General features: G+C 46.5%; 17 protein-coding genes. 6 read left to right on the top strand and 11 right to left on the bottom strand.

Annotation, left to right across the window (positions count from 1 at the left end; all coding sequences use genetic code 11):
• The first annotated feature begins 31 nt into the window (after positions 1–31).
• Positions 32–4,570 (top strand): EAL domain-containing protein, encoded by a 4,539-nt coding sequence (locus tag HG547_RS08640; RefSeq protein ID WP_169547620.1) that lies wholly within the window; start codon positions 32–34, stop codon positions 4,568–4,570.
• A 40-nt stretch (positions 4,571–4,610) separates the two neighbouring features.
• Here HG547_RS08640 and HG547_RS08645 read toward each other — a convergent pair whose 3' ends face one another.
• Both HG547_RS08645 and HG547_RS08650 read right to left on the bottom strand, forming a co-directional pair.
• A complete protein-coding gene (locus tag HG547_RS08645) occupies positions 4,611–5,702 on the bottom strand; it encodes a branched-chain amino acid aminotransferase (RefSeq protein ID WP_047534222.1) in 1,092 nt (363 codons plus the stop codon).
• A gap of 154 nt (positions 5,703–5,856) precedes the next feature.
• Positions 5,857–6,678: a DUF1223 domain-containing protein gene (locus HG547_RS08650; RefSeq protein ID WP_248278723.1), complete on the bottom strand. Its 822-nt coding sequence runs from the start codon at positions 6,676–6,678 to the stop codon at positions 5,857–5,859.
• Between the two features lie 70 nt (positions 6,679–6,748).
• Between HG547_RS08650 and HG547_RS08655 the strand changes: the two genes are divergently transcribed.
• Both HG547_RS08655 and HG547_RS08660 read left to right on the top strand, forming a co-directional pair.
• Positions 6,749–7,015: a Rho-binding antiterminator gene (locus tag HG547_RS08655; RefSeq protein WP_169547643.1), complete on the top strand. Its 267-nt coding sequence runs from the start codon at positions 6,749–6,751 to the stop codon at positions 7,013–7,015.
• A 17-nt stretch (positions 7,016–7,032) separates the two neighbouring features.
• Complete coding sequence (locus HG547_RS08660; RefSeq protein WP_169547622.1) at positions 7,033–7,368, top strand: hypothetical protein; 336 nt, start codon at positions 7,033–7,035, stop codon at positions 7,366–7,368.
• Between the two features lie 136 nt (positions 7,369–7,504).
• Here the strand turns inward: HG547_RS08660 and HG547_RS08665 are convergent, their stop codons facing one another.
• Positions 7,505–7,861: a RidA family protein gene (locus HG547_RS08665; protein WP_037413739.1), complete on the bottom strand. Its 357-nt coding sequence runs from the start codon at positions 7,859–7,861 to the stop codon at positions 7,505–7,507.
• Between the two features lie 56 nt (positions 7,862–7,917).
• Positions 7,918–9,438 carry a Na+/H+ antiporter NhaC family protein gene (locus tag HG547_RS08670; RefSeq protein ID WP_169547623.1) on the bottom strand — a complete coding sequence of 507 codons (1,521 nt, stop codon included), beginning with the start codon at positions 9,436–9,438 and terminating at the stop codon, positions 7,918–7,920.
• Positions 9,439–9,617: 179 nt separating this feature from the next.
• On the opposite strand from HG547_RS08670, the gene HG547_RS08675 reads away from it, so the two are divergent.
• Positions 9,618–9,839 carry a cell division protein ZapB gene (locus HG547_RS08675; RefSeq protein WP_037413745.1) on the top strand — a complete coding sequence of 74 codons (222 nt, stop codon included), beginning with the start codon at positions 9,618–9,620 and terminating at the stop codon, positions 9,837–9,839.
• On the opposite strand, the gene HG547_RS08680 is transcribed toward HG547_RS08675, so the two are convergent.
• From HG547_RS08680 to HG547_RS08710, 7 genes are all read right to left on the bottom strand, one after another.
• Positions 9,836–10,048: a DUF1107 domain-containing protein gene (locus HG547_RS08680; RefSeq protein ID WP_011070699.1), complete on the bottom strand. Its 213-nt coding sequence runs from the start codon at positions 10,046–10,048 to the stop codon at positions 9,836–9,838. The two genes, HG547_RS08675 and HG547_RS08680, sit on opposite strands and share 4 nt — an antisense overlap.
• A gap of 453 nt (positions 10,049–10,501) precedes the next feature.
• Complete coding sequence (locus tag HG547_RS08685; protein ID WP_047534208.1) at positions 10,502–11,110, bottom strand: thiol:disulfide interchange protein DsbA/DsbL; 609 nt, start codon at positions 11,108–11,110, stop codon at positions 10,502–10,504.
• A 128-nt stretch (positions 11,111–11,238) separates the two neighbouring features.
• Positions 11,239–12,276 (bottom strand): serine/threonine protein kinase, encoded by a 1,038-nt coding sequence (locus HG547_RS08690; protein ID WP_169547624.1) that lies wholly within the window; start codon positions 12,274–12,276, stop codon positions 11,239–11,241.
• 29 nt (positions 12,277–12,305) lie between these two features.
• Positions 12,306–12,599, bottom strand: a complete 294-nt coding sequence (locus HG547_RS08695) for a DUF3630 family protein (protein ID WP_248278724.1) — start codon at positions 12,597–12,599, stop codon at positions 12,306–12,308.
• Between the two features lie 11 nt (positions 12,600–12,610).
• Entirely contained in the window at positions 12,611–14,065 is a 1,455-nt protein-coding gene (locus HG547_RS08700) for a protein adenylyltransferase SelO (RefSeq protein WP_169547626.1), read from the bottom strand.
• 11 nt (positions 14,066–14,076) lie between these two features.
• Complete coding sequence (locus tag HG547_RS08705; protein WP_169547644.1) at positions 14,077–14,388, bottom strand: hypothetical protein; 312 nt, start codon at positions 14,386–14,388, stop codon at positions 14,077–14,079.
• Between the two features lie 227 nt (positions 14,389–14,615).
• The gene (locus HG547_RS08710; protein WP_169547627.1) at positions 14,616–15,434 is read right to left on the bottom strand and encodes a hypothetical protein; all 819 of its coding nucleotides are present in this window, start codon (positions 15,432–15,434) and stop codon (positions 14,616–14,618) included.
• Between the two features lie 252 nt (positions 15,435–15,686).
• Between HG547_RS08710 and HG547_RS08715 the strand changes: the two genes are divergently transcribed.
• Positions 15,687–16,046, top strand: coding sequence for a DsrE family protein (locus HG547_RS08715; RefSeq protein WP_047534199.1), 360 nt, complete (start codon positions 15,687–15,689; stop codon positions 16,044–16,046).
• Between the two features lie 104 nt (positions 16,047–16,150).
• On the top strand, positions 16,151–16,552 hold the full coding sequence (locus HG547_RS08720) for a nitrous oxide-stimulated promoter family protein (RefSeq protein ID WP_169547628.1): 402 nt from the start codon (positions 16,151–16,153) through the stop codon (positions 16,550–16,552).
• Positions 16,553–16,577 lie beyond the last annotated feature (25 nt).

Genomic DNA, 16,577 nt, shown 5'->3' on the forward strand with positions numbered 1-16,577 from the left:
ATACCTCCCAAAATTGGGGAAAAAGTAGGGAATGATAGGGGTAGCTTTGAGTCAACCAATCCTTAGACTAATCGTTAGCGTGCTCTGCATTCTCAGTTTTGTTGCGGTGCTTCCCGCAGGCTTGGCATTACCGCTTAATGCGGCAAACACACAGCTTAAATTTGAGCATATCCGCAGTGAAGAAGGGTTAAACCAAAACACAATCACCAGCCTATTTATGGACAGTGCTGGCATGCTGTGGATTGGCACTCAAGATGGACTCCATAGCTATAACGGTTACAACTTCAATCTTTTTATCCACTCCCCTAATGATCCTCAAAGCATTTCAGAAAGTTATATCTCGGATATTATCCAAGATGCCCAAGGTTATCTTTGGATAGGTACTTTTAGCCAAGGTATAAATCGGCTCAATTTAAAAACAGGCACCTTTGAACGCATTGGCATAGAACAGGGTCTCACCGATCCCAGGGTCACTAAACTCAATATTGTCGGCAATACACTGTGGATTGGCACTCAAAGTGGCTTGTTTTCTTTTTCCACAAGAACAAAACGCTTAACCCAAGTTTCACTAGGAACCAGTGTTGAACCTTACATCACCAGTCTTGCCAATGTTGATAACACCTATTTACTCGCAGGAACCAGGGATAATGGAACCTTTGCTGTAAGTGCAAATACGATTACGCGGCTGAATGTGCCGCAGGATGTGATTGCTTATCAGATTAAAGCCAATTCAAGTCGAGCAATTAGCTTAGCGCTTGGTAATCAGCTCTGGCACTATGATCTGACCACTCAACAAGGGACTATCATCTGGCAAGCAGAAAATAATATTCCCTATATCAAAGATTTTGTTCAAACATCCCAAGGACAATTCTGGGTCGTCGGACCTGAAGCTGGTTTAATACAATTAGAAAGAGAGGCGGATCAATTCGTTGCCACTTATCATAAATTTGATCCCAAACGCACAAACAGTATCAGTGAAAACAATATCTTATCCCTGCTAGAAGATCCTTTTGGCAATCTATGGCTCGGCGCGAGTTATTCTGGATTGAATAAGATCAACACTCGCCGTCAATATTTTCAGCATCTGTTTGAATATACGACCGAATTACCTCAACAGAGCAATAATGTCCGTAGCCTTTACCGCAGCCAAGATCAGGCACTGTGGATAGGAACAGAAGGCGCTGGCCTTAAGCGGTTAGCACGAAATAGTAAAACATATGAAAACTACAGCACTTTTTTTGCCAAGGCATTAGGGTTAGGGACTCAATACTTAAACCTCACTCTGCGCTCGATTATTCAAGATAAGCAAGGCGTACTCTGGTTTGCCAGTAACTATGGACTAGGGCGTCTGGCTCCAAACGGTGAATTTAGCCTACTCAATGTTGCAGATAGCAAAGACACCTCAGCAGAAGCGAACTATATCCGCAGTCTAGAGTTAGATGATCAAAATAGGCTCTGGGTAGCGACATCCCATGCGCTATATCGGAAATCCACTGTAAATGATGAATTTACGCCTGTTTCGCTAACAGGCATTGAAAATTTTCATCCTACACAAAACCTGTTACTCACCCTTAGGGCCAATAATAATATTCTGTGGATTGGTTCGCTCAATGGACTAGTAAAATTAGATATGCAAACAGGGCATGGCGACGTTTTTTACCATGACCCCCATGACAAAAACAGTATTATCAATAACCGCATTAGGGATATCTTAGTCGCAAATAATGGTGATGTTTGGTTTGCGACCCACGGTGGCATTAGTCGGCTATCGTATCAAACCTTATTGCCCATTTTTAGTAATTATACCCGTGAACAAGGCCTACCCAGCGATACGATTTACGCTCTGCTAGAGGACGATGAGCATCATATTTGGTTCAGTAGCAATGCCGGTATTGGAAAATTAAACCCTACCAATAACAAAATTATCAATTTCAACGAACAGGAAGGCTTACAGGCACTGGAATTTAACGGTGGTGTAAAACTTAAAGACAGTGATGGCGATCTCTGGTTTGGCGGAATTAATGGCATCAATCGCTTTAACCCTAAAATCCTACCTGACAAAAGGGGTGAAGCGAAGGTAGCACTCACCGCATATAAAATTGCCGGCCAAAAACAGACGATTTTAGATCTGAGTCATCCGCCGAAAATCGTAATGAACTACGCAGATCAATTAGTGAGCTTTGAAATCACCTCACTGGATTTTAGCTATACAGGAAAAAACCGCTTTAGTTATTTCCTCGAAGGATTTGATAACCATTGGCACGATTTACCGACAGGCAATGAAATCACCTTCACTAATATCGATCCAGGCAACTACGTGCTCCATGTGCGCCACTCACTTGAATACAACCGTCAAGGTGACTATACGCTTTTGGTCGATTTAACCGTCAATGCACCTTTTTATCGCACCGAATTGGCCTATGCGCTTTATATTCTACTGACACTGACTCTACTGATATGGATAGTAAAATGGCGCAAACAAAAACGTCGCCAACAACAAGAGTTTGAAACTAGCATTCGTGCATCTGAAGAACGGCTTAAACTGGCGCTTTGGGCTTCGGGCGACGGGATGTGGGACTGGAATATCCAAGAACAACAGGTTTACCGGACGCATACAGATATACCTGTCCCTCAATGGAACCGTCACCATCTACTGCACGACAATGCTCATCCTGAAGATAGGGAAAGATTTAGGCACGAGTTAGCCGAACACCTACAAGGACGCACTCCCTTCTTTGAAGTGGAATACCGCATTGAGCATTCGTCCAACAAATGGGTTTGGATCCTTGAGCGAGGTAAAGTTGTTGAAGCTAATGGGCAGGGCCATCCCATTCGTATGACGGGCACAACTCGGGATATTACCTCGCGCAAGCTGATCGAAAACGAGCTGGTACTCTCCTCACAAGTGCTAAATAGCATGAATGAAGCCGTCGTGGTGGCAGGATTAGACTATCGAATCCGTTCGGTAAACCCCGCTTTTAGCAATATAACTGGTTATTCAGAGCGGCAGATTAGTGATAAATACTTAATTCACTTAGCCTATAGTAGAAAACAACGGGATCTGTTTAATAGCATTGAACAGCAACTACTACGCCATAAACATTGGGCGGGAGAAATTTGGATCCGCAATAAGGCCCGTAGAGCAATTTTGGTGTGGCTCGAGATAAATCAAGTAATTGACGTAAAAGGTGAAACTAGCCACTTTGTGGCGGTATTTACTGATATTACCGAACGTAAAAAGGCCGAGGAAGATTTACGTTTCCTCGCTAGCTTTGACACGCTCACAGGGCTGCCTAATCGAACCTTATTCCAAGACCGGCTTAATCACGCGATATCTCAAGCACATAGATCGAATAATATTGTCGCCCTACTGTTTTTAGACCTCGATCGTTTTAAGCATATTAACGACTCTATGGGGCACCACATTGGCGATTTGCTGCTTAAAGCCGTAGCCCACCGGCTACAAAACGCCGTCCGTGAAGGGGATACCGTAGCCCGCTTGGGTGGTGATGAATTTACCATTATTCTAGAAGGTGTGGCGAAAACTAAAGCGGCGACGTTAATTTCGGAAAAAGTGCTCAAAGCCTTTCAAGCGCCCTTCTTATTAGAGGACAAATCCCTCACTATCTCCACTTCGATAGGTATCAGTCTCTATCCTAATGATGCTGTAGATGTGGATTCATTAATTAAATTTGCCGATACCGCCATGTACCATGCTAAGGCTCTCGGGCGAAATAACTTTCAGTTTTATACCAATAAACTCAATGAGATGGCGACTCGCCATATGCTGCTCGAAACGGGATTAAAACAAGCAATCGCCCACAATGAGTTAAGCTTGGTGTATCAACCTAAGTTTTGCCTACGCAATGGCTCTCTGACAGGGCTTGAAGCACTACTGCGCTGGCAGCATTCAGAATTAGGCCCCATTTCTCCCGCCGAGTTTATTCCCCTCGCGGAAGAAACAGGCATGATCAATCAAATAGGCCATTGGGTGATTAACCACGCTTGCCAACAACTGGCCGAATGGAGTGAGTTAGGTTTTAGCGATATCACCATGGCCGTTAACTTGTCTGCTAGACAGTTAAAGGCCGATATTATCTCAACCATTGAAGTAGCCCTTGCGGTATCAGGACTTCCCGCCCAGGCTCTTGAGTTGGAGCTAACTGAATCGATGATCATGGGCAACCCACAGGAGTCAGTTAATATCCTCTCAAAACTCAAAGCATTAGGCTTAACCATTGCTGTAGACGATTTCGGTACTGGCTATTCAAGCTTGAGTTACCTCAAACGTTTCCCTATCGATACCTTAAAAATTGACCGCGAGTTTGTGCGCGACATAACCAACGACCCCGATGATGCGGCCATTACCAGCGCGATTATTGCTCTCGCCCACAGCCTAGAGTTGAATGTGGTGGCAGAAGGGGTTGAAACTCAAGAACAACTTAACTTCTTAGCGCTGCAAGGCTGTGATCAAGTCCAAGGCTTTCTGCTGAGTAAACCGCTGAGCGCCAAAGATTGCCAAACACTTTTAATACAACAGATACAAAAGCGTCAAGACGCAAAAGAATAAGGCTCCATCATGGAGCCTTATCGTATTGATTTAGAAACTATTAAGGTGCGATACGCTCAACGCGTCTCACCCAGCCATCAGGGCCTTGAATATGGCCTTTCTGGATATCGGTATACAGCTTGTAGATGCGTTGAATATGCTCACCTACTTCACCGTTGCCCACAGTCACCACTCGACCATCTTCAAAAATATAGGAACCGACAGCAGACACTACGGCAGCAGTCCCAAAACCTCCCGCTTCGATAATCTCACCGGATTCGATATCGGCGATAAACTTATCCAGCATGACCGTCTCTTGGCGCACTTCGCAGCCTAGCAATTCACCCAGCTCCATAATAGATTGCGAGGTAATCGATTTTAAAATGGTATCGGTGAAGGTTGGGATGATCACTGTGCCGTCTTTCAGAATGTGGAAGTGGTTCATCGCGCCCGCTTCTTCAATCTGTTGGTTGTTCGCATCTAAATACAGTACCTGCGAAGCACCAAACTGTGCGGCAGCTTTACCCGCACGCAATGAGGCAGCATAGTTACCCGCTGCTTTAGAGGCGCCAGTACCACCCGATACGGCGCGATGGTAAGTTTTGCTGATCAGCAGACGAATACCTTTATTCACACCCGCCGCGTAGTAAGCACCACTTGGGCTTAACACCACGCAGAATGTGTAGCGCGAACTTGGACTCACAGACAGACGGTCTTCGGTCGCAAAAATAAAGGGGCGAATGTATAAACAGGCACCTTCTTGCATCGGGAACCAAAGACGGTCTACGTCGATCAAGGCGTTAATCGCATCGATTTGCATCTGCTCATCAATATTAGGAATACAGACAATATCCGCAGAGCGATTCATACGCTCGGCGTTTTTGTTGATGCGGAACGTGTAAATTTCGCCATCTTCATGCATAAAGGCCTTGGCGCCTTCGAAGATTGACTGACCATAATGCAGGGCCATCGCACCCGGCGCCATTTCAAACGGGCCATAGGGCACAATACGAGGATCGCGCCACTCACCATCGCGATAATCCATTAAAAACATATGATCGGTTCTGAGGCTACCGAAGCCCACATTTCCTTCGGGCTTGAATTGCTCAGTACGGCGTTCGGACGCAGGTTTTAAATCGTATTTTATTTCCATCGCATACCACCTTGATTACTGAACAAGCAGACTAGGTAGCGACAGGAATAAAGTCAATAGGTGAGATTCATCTAAAAGTCTTAGCCGATAAAATAACCCTGCAAAAATGTCTTATTAGCTTGCCGTAATCTTGAATAGGTTGATTCTACTTCCCTTATTGACTTTGGATTTCCCCCTGCTTCGCCTCAAGCCAACCACCGACGGCTTGTATGGGCTCTTCATTTAGCGTTAACCACACCACCCAAGCTAAATGAGGCGCCTTCTGCGCCGTAGCCGGAATGCTATTGAGATATTGCTCAAAATACAGTGCTGAATCTGATGCAACAAACTCCGTCGCACGGACACTCACAGGGATTGATTGCATGCTAAATACAACAAAGTCATGGGTTAACTGCTTATGGCGATTCTCACCGCGTTTAATTTCACTAGTTAACCCTGAGCCGACGAGTGCTAACTGTAAACGTGCTTGACTCAGATCTTTATGCTGCCCCCAAGGTTGCTGTGGCACAAAACTCGCCTCAAGCTGCTGGTTGGCGATACGCACTTTAAGCACACCCACCTCAGGTTGAGGCACGGCAAAAATCTCGGTTAATTCACCCGAAAACCAGCCACGCCACTCCTTAGCATTAATCACAAACTGTGGCGTATACACTTGCCGTGTATGCTTTTGGTTTAAATGTTGATATTGGCGCTCACTAAATGCTTTTTGACCAAAAATATCCCGCCAACCAAGGTAATCCCAATAGGTCACATGAAAGGCTAGCGGAAAATATTTCTGCCATAAATCGGTCTGGTTAAACTGCTCAGATAACCAAGCTTCGGCGGGCGGGCAACTGCTACATCCCTGTGAGGTGTAAAGTTCGATAATATATGGACGGGTCGCTGCACTCTGCGCTTGAAAAGGGGCCAATGTCTGAGCCAATACGGGTTGCCAAAACTGCAACCACAAAAGACCAAAGAGTAAGATGCACTTCATATTCAATTCTCCTATCGCTGAATATGAGACCTTGAATTGCATCTAAATCATTCAACTGAGAACAAAGATGATGTCTGAGTATAAAATAATCCCCTGTGCCCACTACGACTACCTTGAACTGGCTTGCCTTCGGAGCTATTGGCTCAAGATTGAGTTACAGGACGGCAGCCAGTGCCAAGCACGGGCAATTACGACTCAGACCCATGCAGATAATACTGAATGGCTGGTCGTTGAACATCAAGCGGGCCAGCAAATACTGCGGCTAGATAGCATTATCGCCATCACGCCCACGGATCCCGCAGCTAGTTTTGGCCGTGTTATGATTGCGAGCCAATAACAAAGGAGCAAAAATAAATGGCAAGGATGATTCTGCTGTTGGAATTAGGCGATTGGACTGGTGGTCACCACGGCCAATCTCCCTACTTGGTGGAGTTTGATAGCAAGCGACTCGATTCCCCCTTTGACGTTAGCGAAGGTTGGGGACACGGATTGGGTGGCAGCCGTTATTCGTTGGCACGGTTTGTTGAAACTGAACATTATACTCAACTCAAGCTCCACGTATCTTGGGCTGCGGCCATCATAGCGCAAGCTTTACCAACACTGGATATTGAAGCCATCTCCCAAGGGTTGCAGGCACAGTATGCCTCGCACAGCCCCGCAATTCCGTCGAACTTAGCCCGCTATTTCTAACTGAAGATCTTGTTCTAATTGAAAATCGCGTTGTTGCGACGGATATGACACCAGAATCTCTGGCAGCAATTACCTGATGACGAATAAAGCCAAGTATTAACTTGGCTTTACGACTGACTTAGCTGTCGATCGCGGTTTACGCCTTGGCTACAGCTGCAATCACAGAGACTTCAACCAAATATTCGGGCTCGGCAATCGCCGCCTGTACACAGGCACGGGCAGGCGCATGACCTTGTGGTACCCAAGCGTCCCAAACGGCATTCATGGCATCGTAGTCATTCATATCCTTTAGATAGATAGTGGCTGACAACAAGTGCTCACGGGAACTGCCCGCCTGCGCTAACAGGGTATCAACTTCCTCTAGCATAGTCGTCGTTTGTTCGGTGATGTTTTGATACTTATCCTTCGCCACTTGGCCACATAAGTACACTGTACCTTGGTGGATCACTATGCTGCTCATACGTGTACCAACATCTAAACGGGTAATGCTCATAGGGATAATCTCTTAAATCAGATAGTTAATTCTGTGACCATTTTACCCCGAAAGGCTTAGTTTGTCTGCGAACGAGCGCCCAGCCAGGGTGGATAAAAGCGCGTCATTAGCATGAGCAAACCTAGCGCCGTAAATATCACGCCACACCATACAAACACTGTTGCCACAGATAAATTGACTAACTGAAATCCCACTAATGCCGCAACAGCAGCAATTAATGCGAAGGGCAGTTGAGTCACCACATGGTCATGGGGTAAACAGCCTGAGCTCGTCGCGCTCAGCACGCTGGTATCGGAAATTGGCGAGCAGTGATCGCCAAACACCGAGCCTGCCATCACCGCACTTAATACTGGTAACAGCAAGCTGGCATCCATGTTATGGGCGGTTTCTCCGCCGATGGGGATCATAATCGCAAAGGTTCCCCAGCTTGAGCCAGTGGCAAAGGCCATGATAGCGCAGAGTAGGAACATCCCCGCCACCAGCAAACTGGGGGATAAATACCATTTTGCCCAATCGGCCAATAAACTCGCCACGCCCAGATCTTGGATTACAGCACCTATCATCCAAGTGCAGAGTAAAATCGCGATGGCAAAGGCGATCATCCGCACCCCATGCGCCAAGTCCGCCAGCAGTTTCCCTATGCTTCGGCCCGACAGCAGCAACAACACTAGAGTCACTAACGTCGATAACAAACAGGCATCACGCATCGCAGCGCCAATATCAGCGCTGGCTAACCAGGCCGAAATATCCCATGACGGCACCTGCTGCGCGCCAGACCAGAGAGTTAAACCGACAGAGGCGCACAGTAAGGTCAGCATCGGAATGGACAACAGCCAAGGATTCCCTTGAGTGCTAGGCGATACAATTTCAACATGATCAGCATCCAGCGGCTCAGCTCCCAACGCAGCCCTCTCTACAGGATGAAATCCGACCCCAAACCAGGCCACAATCAACGACAAACCTAAAGTCGTAATCGCATAAAAATTGGATAAGGCCACCTCGATAAAGGCTTCAAGGGCTGAAACGGGTAAAAAGCTGAGTCCCGCCAGTAGCGCCATCACATAGGGCCCCCAGCTAGAAAAAGGCAATAAGGAACAAAGCGGCGACGCATTAGAGTCAACCAAATAAGCCAGTTGCGTCTGACGGATACCATAACGCTGGCTCAACGGTTGGCACACATGCCCTACGGCAAGGCAGCTAAAAATGCCATCAATAAACACTAACCAACCCAGCAATACGACACCAATACGCGCTTGTCGGCCCGTACGAATACGCTGATATAACCAATCACCGAACTGCCCTACCGCACCACTTCGGGCAAGTAGCTGCGTCATGCTACCCAGTAATAACATGGCCATTAGCACGTTTAAATGCCACCATTGCCATGAATCTTGGCTATAAAACTGCTTAACGCCTATCTCCACAAGATAACTTAAGCTTTGCAGTATATTGAAGTGGGCAATAATCAAGGCGCCCGAGAGGATACCAACACCTAGGGCAACTAAGGTACGTCGCAACCATAGGGCTAACACTAAGGTTAATAACAGGGGAATTATGGCGAGCAGGCTTGATGTCATGGGCCATTCCGATAATAAATAAAACCAAGAATACTAACGAGTTAATAACAAATGCAAAAAAACTTAAATTAGCACTCCGTTATCGGGTATTTTTTAGCCAAACGGCAAAGACTGCTATTCCTTATGCTCTTGGCACTGCTAGAATCACAGTCCCATCCAGAAACTATAGGACTCTCCAGATGAGCCTTGAATTACTGTCCAAACTGGAAACCAAGATCCAGGCTACACTCGAAACTATCGAGCTTCTAAAAATGGAGCTAGAGGAAGAGAAGCAAAAGACGTCAACCTTGAGTGAGCAAAACCAACAATTAAGTGAGCAAAACCAACAATTGCAGCAAGAACTGAGTTCTTGGAACGAGAAAGTTACCGGACTTGTTGGCTTGCTCAATAGTGAAATCTAAGCTGTTTTAGTTTGATGATTCTGCGCTTCAATCAATTCGTTCAGCTCTAAGATAGCCTGCTTTACTTTTGGCAGGCTTTTTCTCGGTAATAAAAATCTTCCTTTTTCAAATTCCAATCGACCTAAGTCTTTTACCCATATCACGCCAGTGAGAAAAATACGCGCATGCTTAACAATAAGCTTAGGTGCGTAGACAGGGAAAACTCTCATAGAACCCCCTACATGCATTTTTGTTGTTATAGATCACAGTATTTGACCGAAAGATGACCTGTTGAGTTTCATCCACAAAGGATTTTTTTCAATACTTACAATGCAAATAACTTAACAACTTGATTTTATTAAGCAATATAGTCATTCAACAGCACCTAAAAATAATGTCAATATTTTGACTATTGACATTATTTTGACGCTTATCTAAAATCATCCGTGTTACTCAGGGTAAAAATGAGCCATATGGCTCAAGTCCGTACTCTCCATTATCGGAAGTACGGTTTTTTTTTGCCTAAATCCTAATACGCATTCTCCGCAAAACTGGTTCAACGTATCGTGGACAATTTGATGCGGCCAATAAAAAAGGAGCGCTCGGCTCCTTTTGTGTTACTTATTCATTATCAATGAGTTAGATTGCAATTAGATGACTAAATCACCGCAATCCTAAGATAATTACTTTCTCGCTAAGTAATATGCAATGTCTAATAGCTCGTCATAGGACTTAATCGCACCCGTTTCAACACGGTATTTGCCATTCACCACTATCGCAGGCACGCCAGAAAGTTTCGCGTTTTCAGTATCGCGCTTCATTTTCGCCATTTGGGCTTTGACCATAAATGAATCTGCTGCGGCATCAAAAGCTTTACCATCAACGCCATTAGCCACAAATAAGGCACGCACATCGTCACGGCTGGTAAAGTGTTGTTTCTTGTCATGGATGGCAGCAAATAAAGCCGCATCGATTTTTTCATCGACATTGAGTTGATGAGCAACCGCAAAAGCGCGTGACATCTCTACGCCCATTTCTTTGCCGATAAAATCAACGTGGGCTTGGTTAAATTCCACACCTGCAGGCTTTTCAGCCAAAATTTTAGGCACAACCGTTTTCGAAAAGTTGTAGCAATGTGGGCAATAGAAAGAGAAAAACTCGGTGATTTCAGGTTTAGCTGTCGCGGGACCATCATTAATCACAGTGTAATGTACGCCTTCTTTGTATTCCGCTGCCGAAACCGCTAATGGAGCCAATAACAGCGCTGCCGCCATAAGTAATGCTTTTTTCATGAATTTTCCTTAAATCAATTATCTAAAATAGCTGGAGCCTAACATATTTCATTTTTTGAGTGTAACTCAAGCTGAGAGTTCAATCCGTTAGGCAAGAGAGCCTCGTAAATCCCACCCTGTTCACACATTTAATAAGGGATCAAACTTAGCGGTGGTTCATTAAGTGCCGCGAGTTGCTCCTTAAATGCCAAAATCTGCTGCTCCCAATACTTTTCATCCCCAAACCATGGGAAATGCATAGGGAAAGCCGGATCTTGCCAACGCCTGCCAATCCAAGCGTTATAGTGCACCATCCGTAATGCGCGTAGGGGTTCAATCAACGCCAGTTGCCGCGTATCGAATTCACAAAATTCCTCATAGGCTTCGAGCAATACCTCGAGTTGCAGTTGCTGCTGCGCCCTATCCCCCGTTAGCATCATCCATAAATCTTGAATGGCAGGTCCCATGCGGGCATCGTCTAAATCCACAAAACCCGGCCCATCGGGTGTCCAAAGAATATTCCCTGGGTGTAGATCGCCATGCAAGCGAATCGGTTTGAAACATTGCTGCGACCAAACGGTGTTGACCTTCGCCAGCACTTGTTCGACCACGGTGAAAAAGGCGACCCGTAGAGAAGTCGGCACTAATTCTGATTGTTTCAACCACGCCAAAGGCTCATCGCCTAAGATTTGCGGATTGAGCGGTTCGCGGGCATGAAAAACCGACTGCGCGCCGTACTGATGTATACGACCGATAAAACGGCCAACAAATTCCAACTGTTCTAAATTATCGACCTCAAAGGCTCGACCACCGATGGAAGGAAACAGTGCAAACCGAAAACCTTGGAAATGGTGCAAGGTACGCCCTTGCACTAAGGCTGGCACCGCCATCGGGATTTCCTGCTCGGCAAGCGCGAGGGCAAAATCGTGCTCCTCTTGAATTTGCGCATTGGTCCAACGATTTGGACGATAAAACTTCACTACATAGCGCCGCCCTTCATCACTGCGAAATTGATACACGCGGTTTTCGTAGCTATTGAGTGCAAGTAGGCCCGTTTCAGGGTAAATGCCAAGACTTTCGATAGCATCTAAAATCAAATCCGGTGTTAGAGCTTGAAAAGCAAAAGCCGCCCCCGAATCAGCATTATCGATAGCACTTTGGTGTTGATTTAACGTATCTAGGCTCATTGGAACTCTCTCATTAAATGGTGGCGCGCTCATAAGTGGCGGCTTAACAGCGTGGCAAGGTATTCTAGCACCTCAACATCAGCCTCACGCTCCACACTCAGCCAACAGATATTGCCGTAAAACTCATAATTGAGACAAAGTGGTGTACCTTCAAACTCCAATAACCATTGATGACGATCGGCTCCCCATTGACGCTCGCGCACGCGGCAATCTAAGGCCTGGGCTAACGGCTCGGCAAAGGCCTCGAAATGATCAAAATCGATATCACCGCTCACACTTAAGCTTAACGCGGCGCTATCTAACTGAATGGCGTTTAATTTCATCTTTACTTCCATCAACTACTGCACGACATAATCAGCCCTTGCCCCCAATCCGGAGGACGCTTGGCCAGATCGTCATGCTCAGCTTGCTCGCTAAACGGTTGACGCAACACTTGGTGCAAACGCTGTAGCGGCGCAAGATCCCCTTCTTCAACGGCGATAATCGCTTCTTGGGCCAAATAGTTGCGCAAAATATACTTGGGATTGATGTTATTCCGCGCCTGCTGCCACGCCTCAACATCAGTAACCTCACCGAGCCGCACCTGATAGGCCTGATACCAAGTATCGAACTCGTTGAGATCAATAAAATCATCCCGCAAAGGCGAGTGCACACTGCTAGGATCAAGCTGACCAAATCGACGCCAAGTGTTGCTGTAATCCAGCTGATTTTTCTCCATCAACACGGTAAAGCGGTCAATGAGTTCTAAGTCCTGTTGATCCTGCTCGGCTGTCGAATCCGCTCGCTCAGCGAGTCCTAACTTAGCGCGCATCAGCATCAAATAATGCTGCACTAAAGCATGTTGATATTGATTCAAAGCGGCAATTAAATCATCTGACGGGATAACAGGCGTCAACGCCTGCGCTAAACGTTGCAGGTTCCACAGGCCAATGCCGGGCTGCTGACCAAAGGCGTAACGCCCCTCAGGATCGGAATGATTGCAAATAAAGTCTTCTTGGAAGGTATCGAGGAAGGCAAACGGGCCAAAATCGAAACTATCACCAAGAATCGACATATTATCGGTGTTCATCACCCCGTGGGCAAAACCGATAGCCTGCCAATGGGCGATCATCTTGGCGGTATCTTGCACCACCTGTAAAAACCAAGCTTTATAACCCGCCAGATCGCAACTCAAATGCGGATAATGCTGCTTCAAGGTAAAGTTGAGCAATTGCGTCAGCTTATCGGCTTGACCACGCTCGCTATGGCAGAAAAATTCGAAATGACCGAAACGGATATGGCTGCGCGCCAAACGCACAGTAATGGCTGCGGTTTCTTGGCTCTCGCGCCAAACGGGCATATCAGAGCCGATCACCGCCAAGGCACGGGTCGTTGGCACACCTAAATGGTGCAATGCCTCAGAAACGAGAAACTCCCGCACCGCAGAGCGCATTACGGCTCTGCCATCACCATGACGAGAATAAGGGGTCGGTCCGCCGCCTTTGAGTGCCACATCCCATGCACCATTAGGGCCGATTGCTTCACCGAGGATAATCGAGCGCCCATCGCCTAATCTAGGGGTATAGCCACCAAACTGGTGCCCGCTATAAACCTGCGCATAATAGCTTGCACCTTCAACAGCCGCGTTACCCGATAAGCCCTGTAATAACTCATCTGTTGGCTGATTTAAGCCAATTAATGACGCGGCATCTTCACTCCAAGCGAGCCAATGGGGGTTACTAATGCCCTGCGGATAGACTTGGGAATAAAACTCAGGCAATTGGGTGAAAAAATCCTGTTTGAACTTCATCAATACATTCCCTATTGAGTGAGCTGCTTGCACACCAGCACGGACTTATCGTTCAACTCACACTGCTGGCCACATTGATATACGCCGGCGCCGCTGGCCTCGAAGCCACTCATACCTGACCCCGTTAAACGCTGTAATCCATGGGCTTTACGCTGGCATTGTTCGAGAGTGTCGTAATAACCATTGATATCATCAGGTTGTAACGGCGTCGTTGGCAGCGAGATCGCCTTAGGATAATAAAATAGCGTCCATTCCGGGGTTTTAGTGCAACCTGTCAGCCCAAGGCCCAAGCTGGCAAATAAGACAACCAAGGATAATTTCATTTTGACGATTTGATTCAAGAAACTCGCAACACACTTCATAAAAATAGCTCATAAAAAAAGCGAACCTTAGTTCGCCTTTTGCGCGGTAAGTCTCCGGATTCTACACGGCTTTTAGCCGTTAAATAACCGCTTTTAGGTTATGGGCATTTGAGGCGCTAGAATTAACCGGTTTATGCCAGAGTCTTTAACCTTACACCATGACAACAGAGTCATTCTTACTATCACTTTTATGCAGTTGCAGCTTTTGCCTGCGCCTTCTCAATACGGCTGATCCGGCCTTCGAATCCAGTGACAGTACCGTCGGTTAAGCCAAGCGAGACAGCCTGCTGACATAACGCGATAGCTTCGTTAAAGGCTTGAGTATCATTTAATAATGTTGCAAGTTGCATAAAGCCTGTGGTTTTAAGCTCAACCTGTTTGGGCTTGGTGGCATTAGCTAGATGGAATAATGCCAGATAAAGCTCACACAGTGCTGCACCATAGGCTAAATAGTCAGTCGATTTTCGCTGCTTATAACACTCTGCAATCACATCCTGTAACGCGTTATAGCGCGCAAGTTCGGTCTCTGCACTTTGATAACCTTCGAACGCACGCTGCAATGTCACATTCGCCCATGGGCCTAGTGTCGCAAGGCCTTCGGCCTCGGAGGATACAGGTTTAATTTCAGCCTCTTTCTCAATATTTGCGGAGGCATCGGCCAAAATAATCACAGGGTCTTGATTGGGCACAGCGGGAATATCGACATCGATAATATCTTCACTTATTGCAACGATTTCGGCGCGGCTAGGCTGATGCTCCTCTTCCCTTGGCATTAATTCAATCTCAGGCGCTTTCACAGTAGCAGAAGCGTCTTCAGGCGTATTATTCACTGGAGGAGTAGCTTCGGGCGTAGATTCAGCCACTTCTGGGAAAGAATTAGTATCCTTTGTCATTTCAGTTGTTTTTTTTGCCATCATTGCCTCTCGCTCTTCCTTCGCCAAGCGCTGGGCACGACGAAATAAAAACACTCCGATAACGATCAGTATTAAAACGACAATGACCTTCATTCTTCTTCACCTTTTATGGCTGCTTCCTGTTAGAAGCTATTGCAGTTGGCTTGCCAGAACGACTCAGTGGTCTGCGACTGACAAGGAGTTTTGTCCAAAAGTTGAGCAGTGATTAACCGCTATTAAAGTCCATAGTGTCTGTGTAAATCAAGTATTTATGCCGTTTTATCCGATCTTGCACGCAAATCGATATAAGCAATTCGGCTAGACTGGTAAGGTTTATGACCGTTTGCAAAAATTAAGGAAAGCCTAATGCAAAAAATTCTTATTGTTGCCCACGCGAGCCCATACGGCACAGAAAAACTGTTTAACAGCCTGCGCATTGCTTTAGCCCTCAAGGATCAAACCGAGCAAGATGTTGATCTCAAAATCTTTTTAATGTCAGATGCGGTATTTGGGGCACTCAAACAGCAGACAACGCCTGATTTAAGCTATAACTTGCAGCAAATGTTTGAGATCCTTAGTGCTCAGCAAGTCCCGATTTTACTGTGTAAAACCTGCGCTCAAGCGCGAGGAGTGAATACGGATATGCTGCTCGAAGGCGCTGAAATTGGCACCTTACAGGATCTCACCCGCTGGACACTTGATGCCGATAAGGTAATGCACATTTAAAGTCTTATTTTGTGCGCATCTTCATAAATTGACACTTACGTTTTGAACAAGCCCGCGCCGCTGCTTATGATGGGATTATCCGAGTAACAGACTAAGGTATTCCCATGGACTCAGCGGCCCTACTCACAGGCAAACTGCGCTACGAGCATCAAACCATTAGCGCGATGGCGAAGATCTATTGCAAAGCTAAGCACCAAGGCCAAACGGCATCCGGCCTGTGTGAAGAATGTTTAGCACTGCTAGAGTATGCAGCCGTTCGCCTCGACCGTTGTCCCTATGGGCAAAATAAGCCCACGTGCAATAAGTGCCCTGTGCATTGCTACAAGCCCGCCCAAAAGGCGCAGGTCAAAGAGATCATGATTTTCGCGGGGCCGAGAATGCTGTTACCGCATCCCATTCGCGCAATCAAACACTTACTGGCCGAGCGTCATCCCGTACCTGCGTCAGTCCCCGAAGCCGCATCTAATCGTCATCAACGCATCGCCATTTCACAGAAAAATACCTAGGAATGCTTTTTCGCCTCGAATTTCC

The sequence above is a fragment of the Shewanella sp. DNRA4 genome, assembly GCF_012843185.1.
GTDB lineage: Bacteria > Pseudomonadota > Gammaproteobacteria > Enterobacterales > Shewanellaceae > Shewanella > Shewanella xiamenensis.

Coding starts and splice junctions, on each gene's coding strand:
- HG547_RS08705 (WP_169547644.1), bottom strand. CDS start 14,388: ATGAAATTATCCTTGGTTGTCTTATTTGCCAGCTTGGGCCTTGGGCTG.
- HG547_RS08680 (WP_011070699.1), bottom strand. CDS start 10,048: ATGAGAGTTTTCCCTGTCTACGCACCTAAGCTTATTGTTAAGCATGCG.
- HG547_RS08710 (WP_169547627.1), bottom strand. CDS start 15,434: ATGAAGGTCATTGTCGTTTTAATACTGATCGTTATCGGAGTGTTTTTA.
- HG547_RS08700 (WP_169547626.1), bottom strand. CDS start 14,065: ATGAAGTTCAAACAGGATTTTTTCACCCAATTGCCTGAGTTTTATTCC.
- HG547_RS08715 (WP_047534199.1), top strand. CDS start 15,687: ATGCAAAAAATTCTTATTGTTGCCCACGCGAGCCCATACGGCACAGAA.
- HG547_RS08720 (WP_169547628.1), top strand. CDS start 16,151: ATGGACTCAGCGGCCCTACTCACAGGCAAACTGCGCTACGAGCATCAA.
- HG547_RS08640 (WP_169547620.1), top strand. CDS start 32: ATGATAGGGGTAGCTTTGAGTCAACCAATCCTTAGACTAATCGTTAGC.
- HG547_RS08655 (WP_169547643.1), top strand. CDS start 6,749: ATGTCTGAGTATAAAATAATCCCCTGTGCCCACTACGACTACCTTGAA.
- HG547_RS08685 (WP_047534208.1), bottom strand. CDS start 11,110: ATGAAAAAAGCATTACTTATGGCGGCAGCGCTGTTATTGGCTCCATTA.
- HG547_RS08660 (WP_169547622.1), top strand. CDS start 7,033: ATGGCAAGGATGATTCTGCTGTTGGAATTAGGCGATTGGACTGGTGGT.
- HG547_RS08690 (WP_169547624.1), bottom strand. CDS start 12,276: ATGAGCCTAGATACGTTAAATCAACACCAAAGTGCTATCGATAATGCT.
- HG547_RS08670 (WP_169547623.1), bottom strand. CDS start 9,438: ATGACATCAAGCCTGCTCGCCATAATTCCCCTGTTATTAACCTTAGTG.
- HG547_RS08650 (WP_248278723.1), bottom strand. CDS start 6,678: ATGAAGTGCATCTTACTCTTTGGTCTTTTGTGGTTGCAGTTTTGGCAA.
- HG547_RS08645 (WP_047534222.1), bottom strand. CDS start 5,702: ATGGAAATAAAATACGATTTAAAACCTGCGTCCGAACGCCGTACTGAG.
- HG547_RS08675 (WP_037413745.1), top strand. CDS start 9,618: ATGAGCCTTGAATTACTGTCCAAACTGGAAACCAAGATCCAGGCTACA.
- HG547_RS08665 (WP_037413739.1), bottom strand. CDS start 7,861: ATGAGCATTACCCGTTTAGATGTTGGTACACGTATGAGCAGCATAGTG.
- HG547_RS08695 (WP_248278724.1), bottom strand. CDS start 12,599: ATGAAATTAAACGCCATTCAGTTAGATAGCGCCGCGTTAAGCTTAAGT.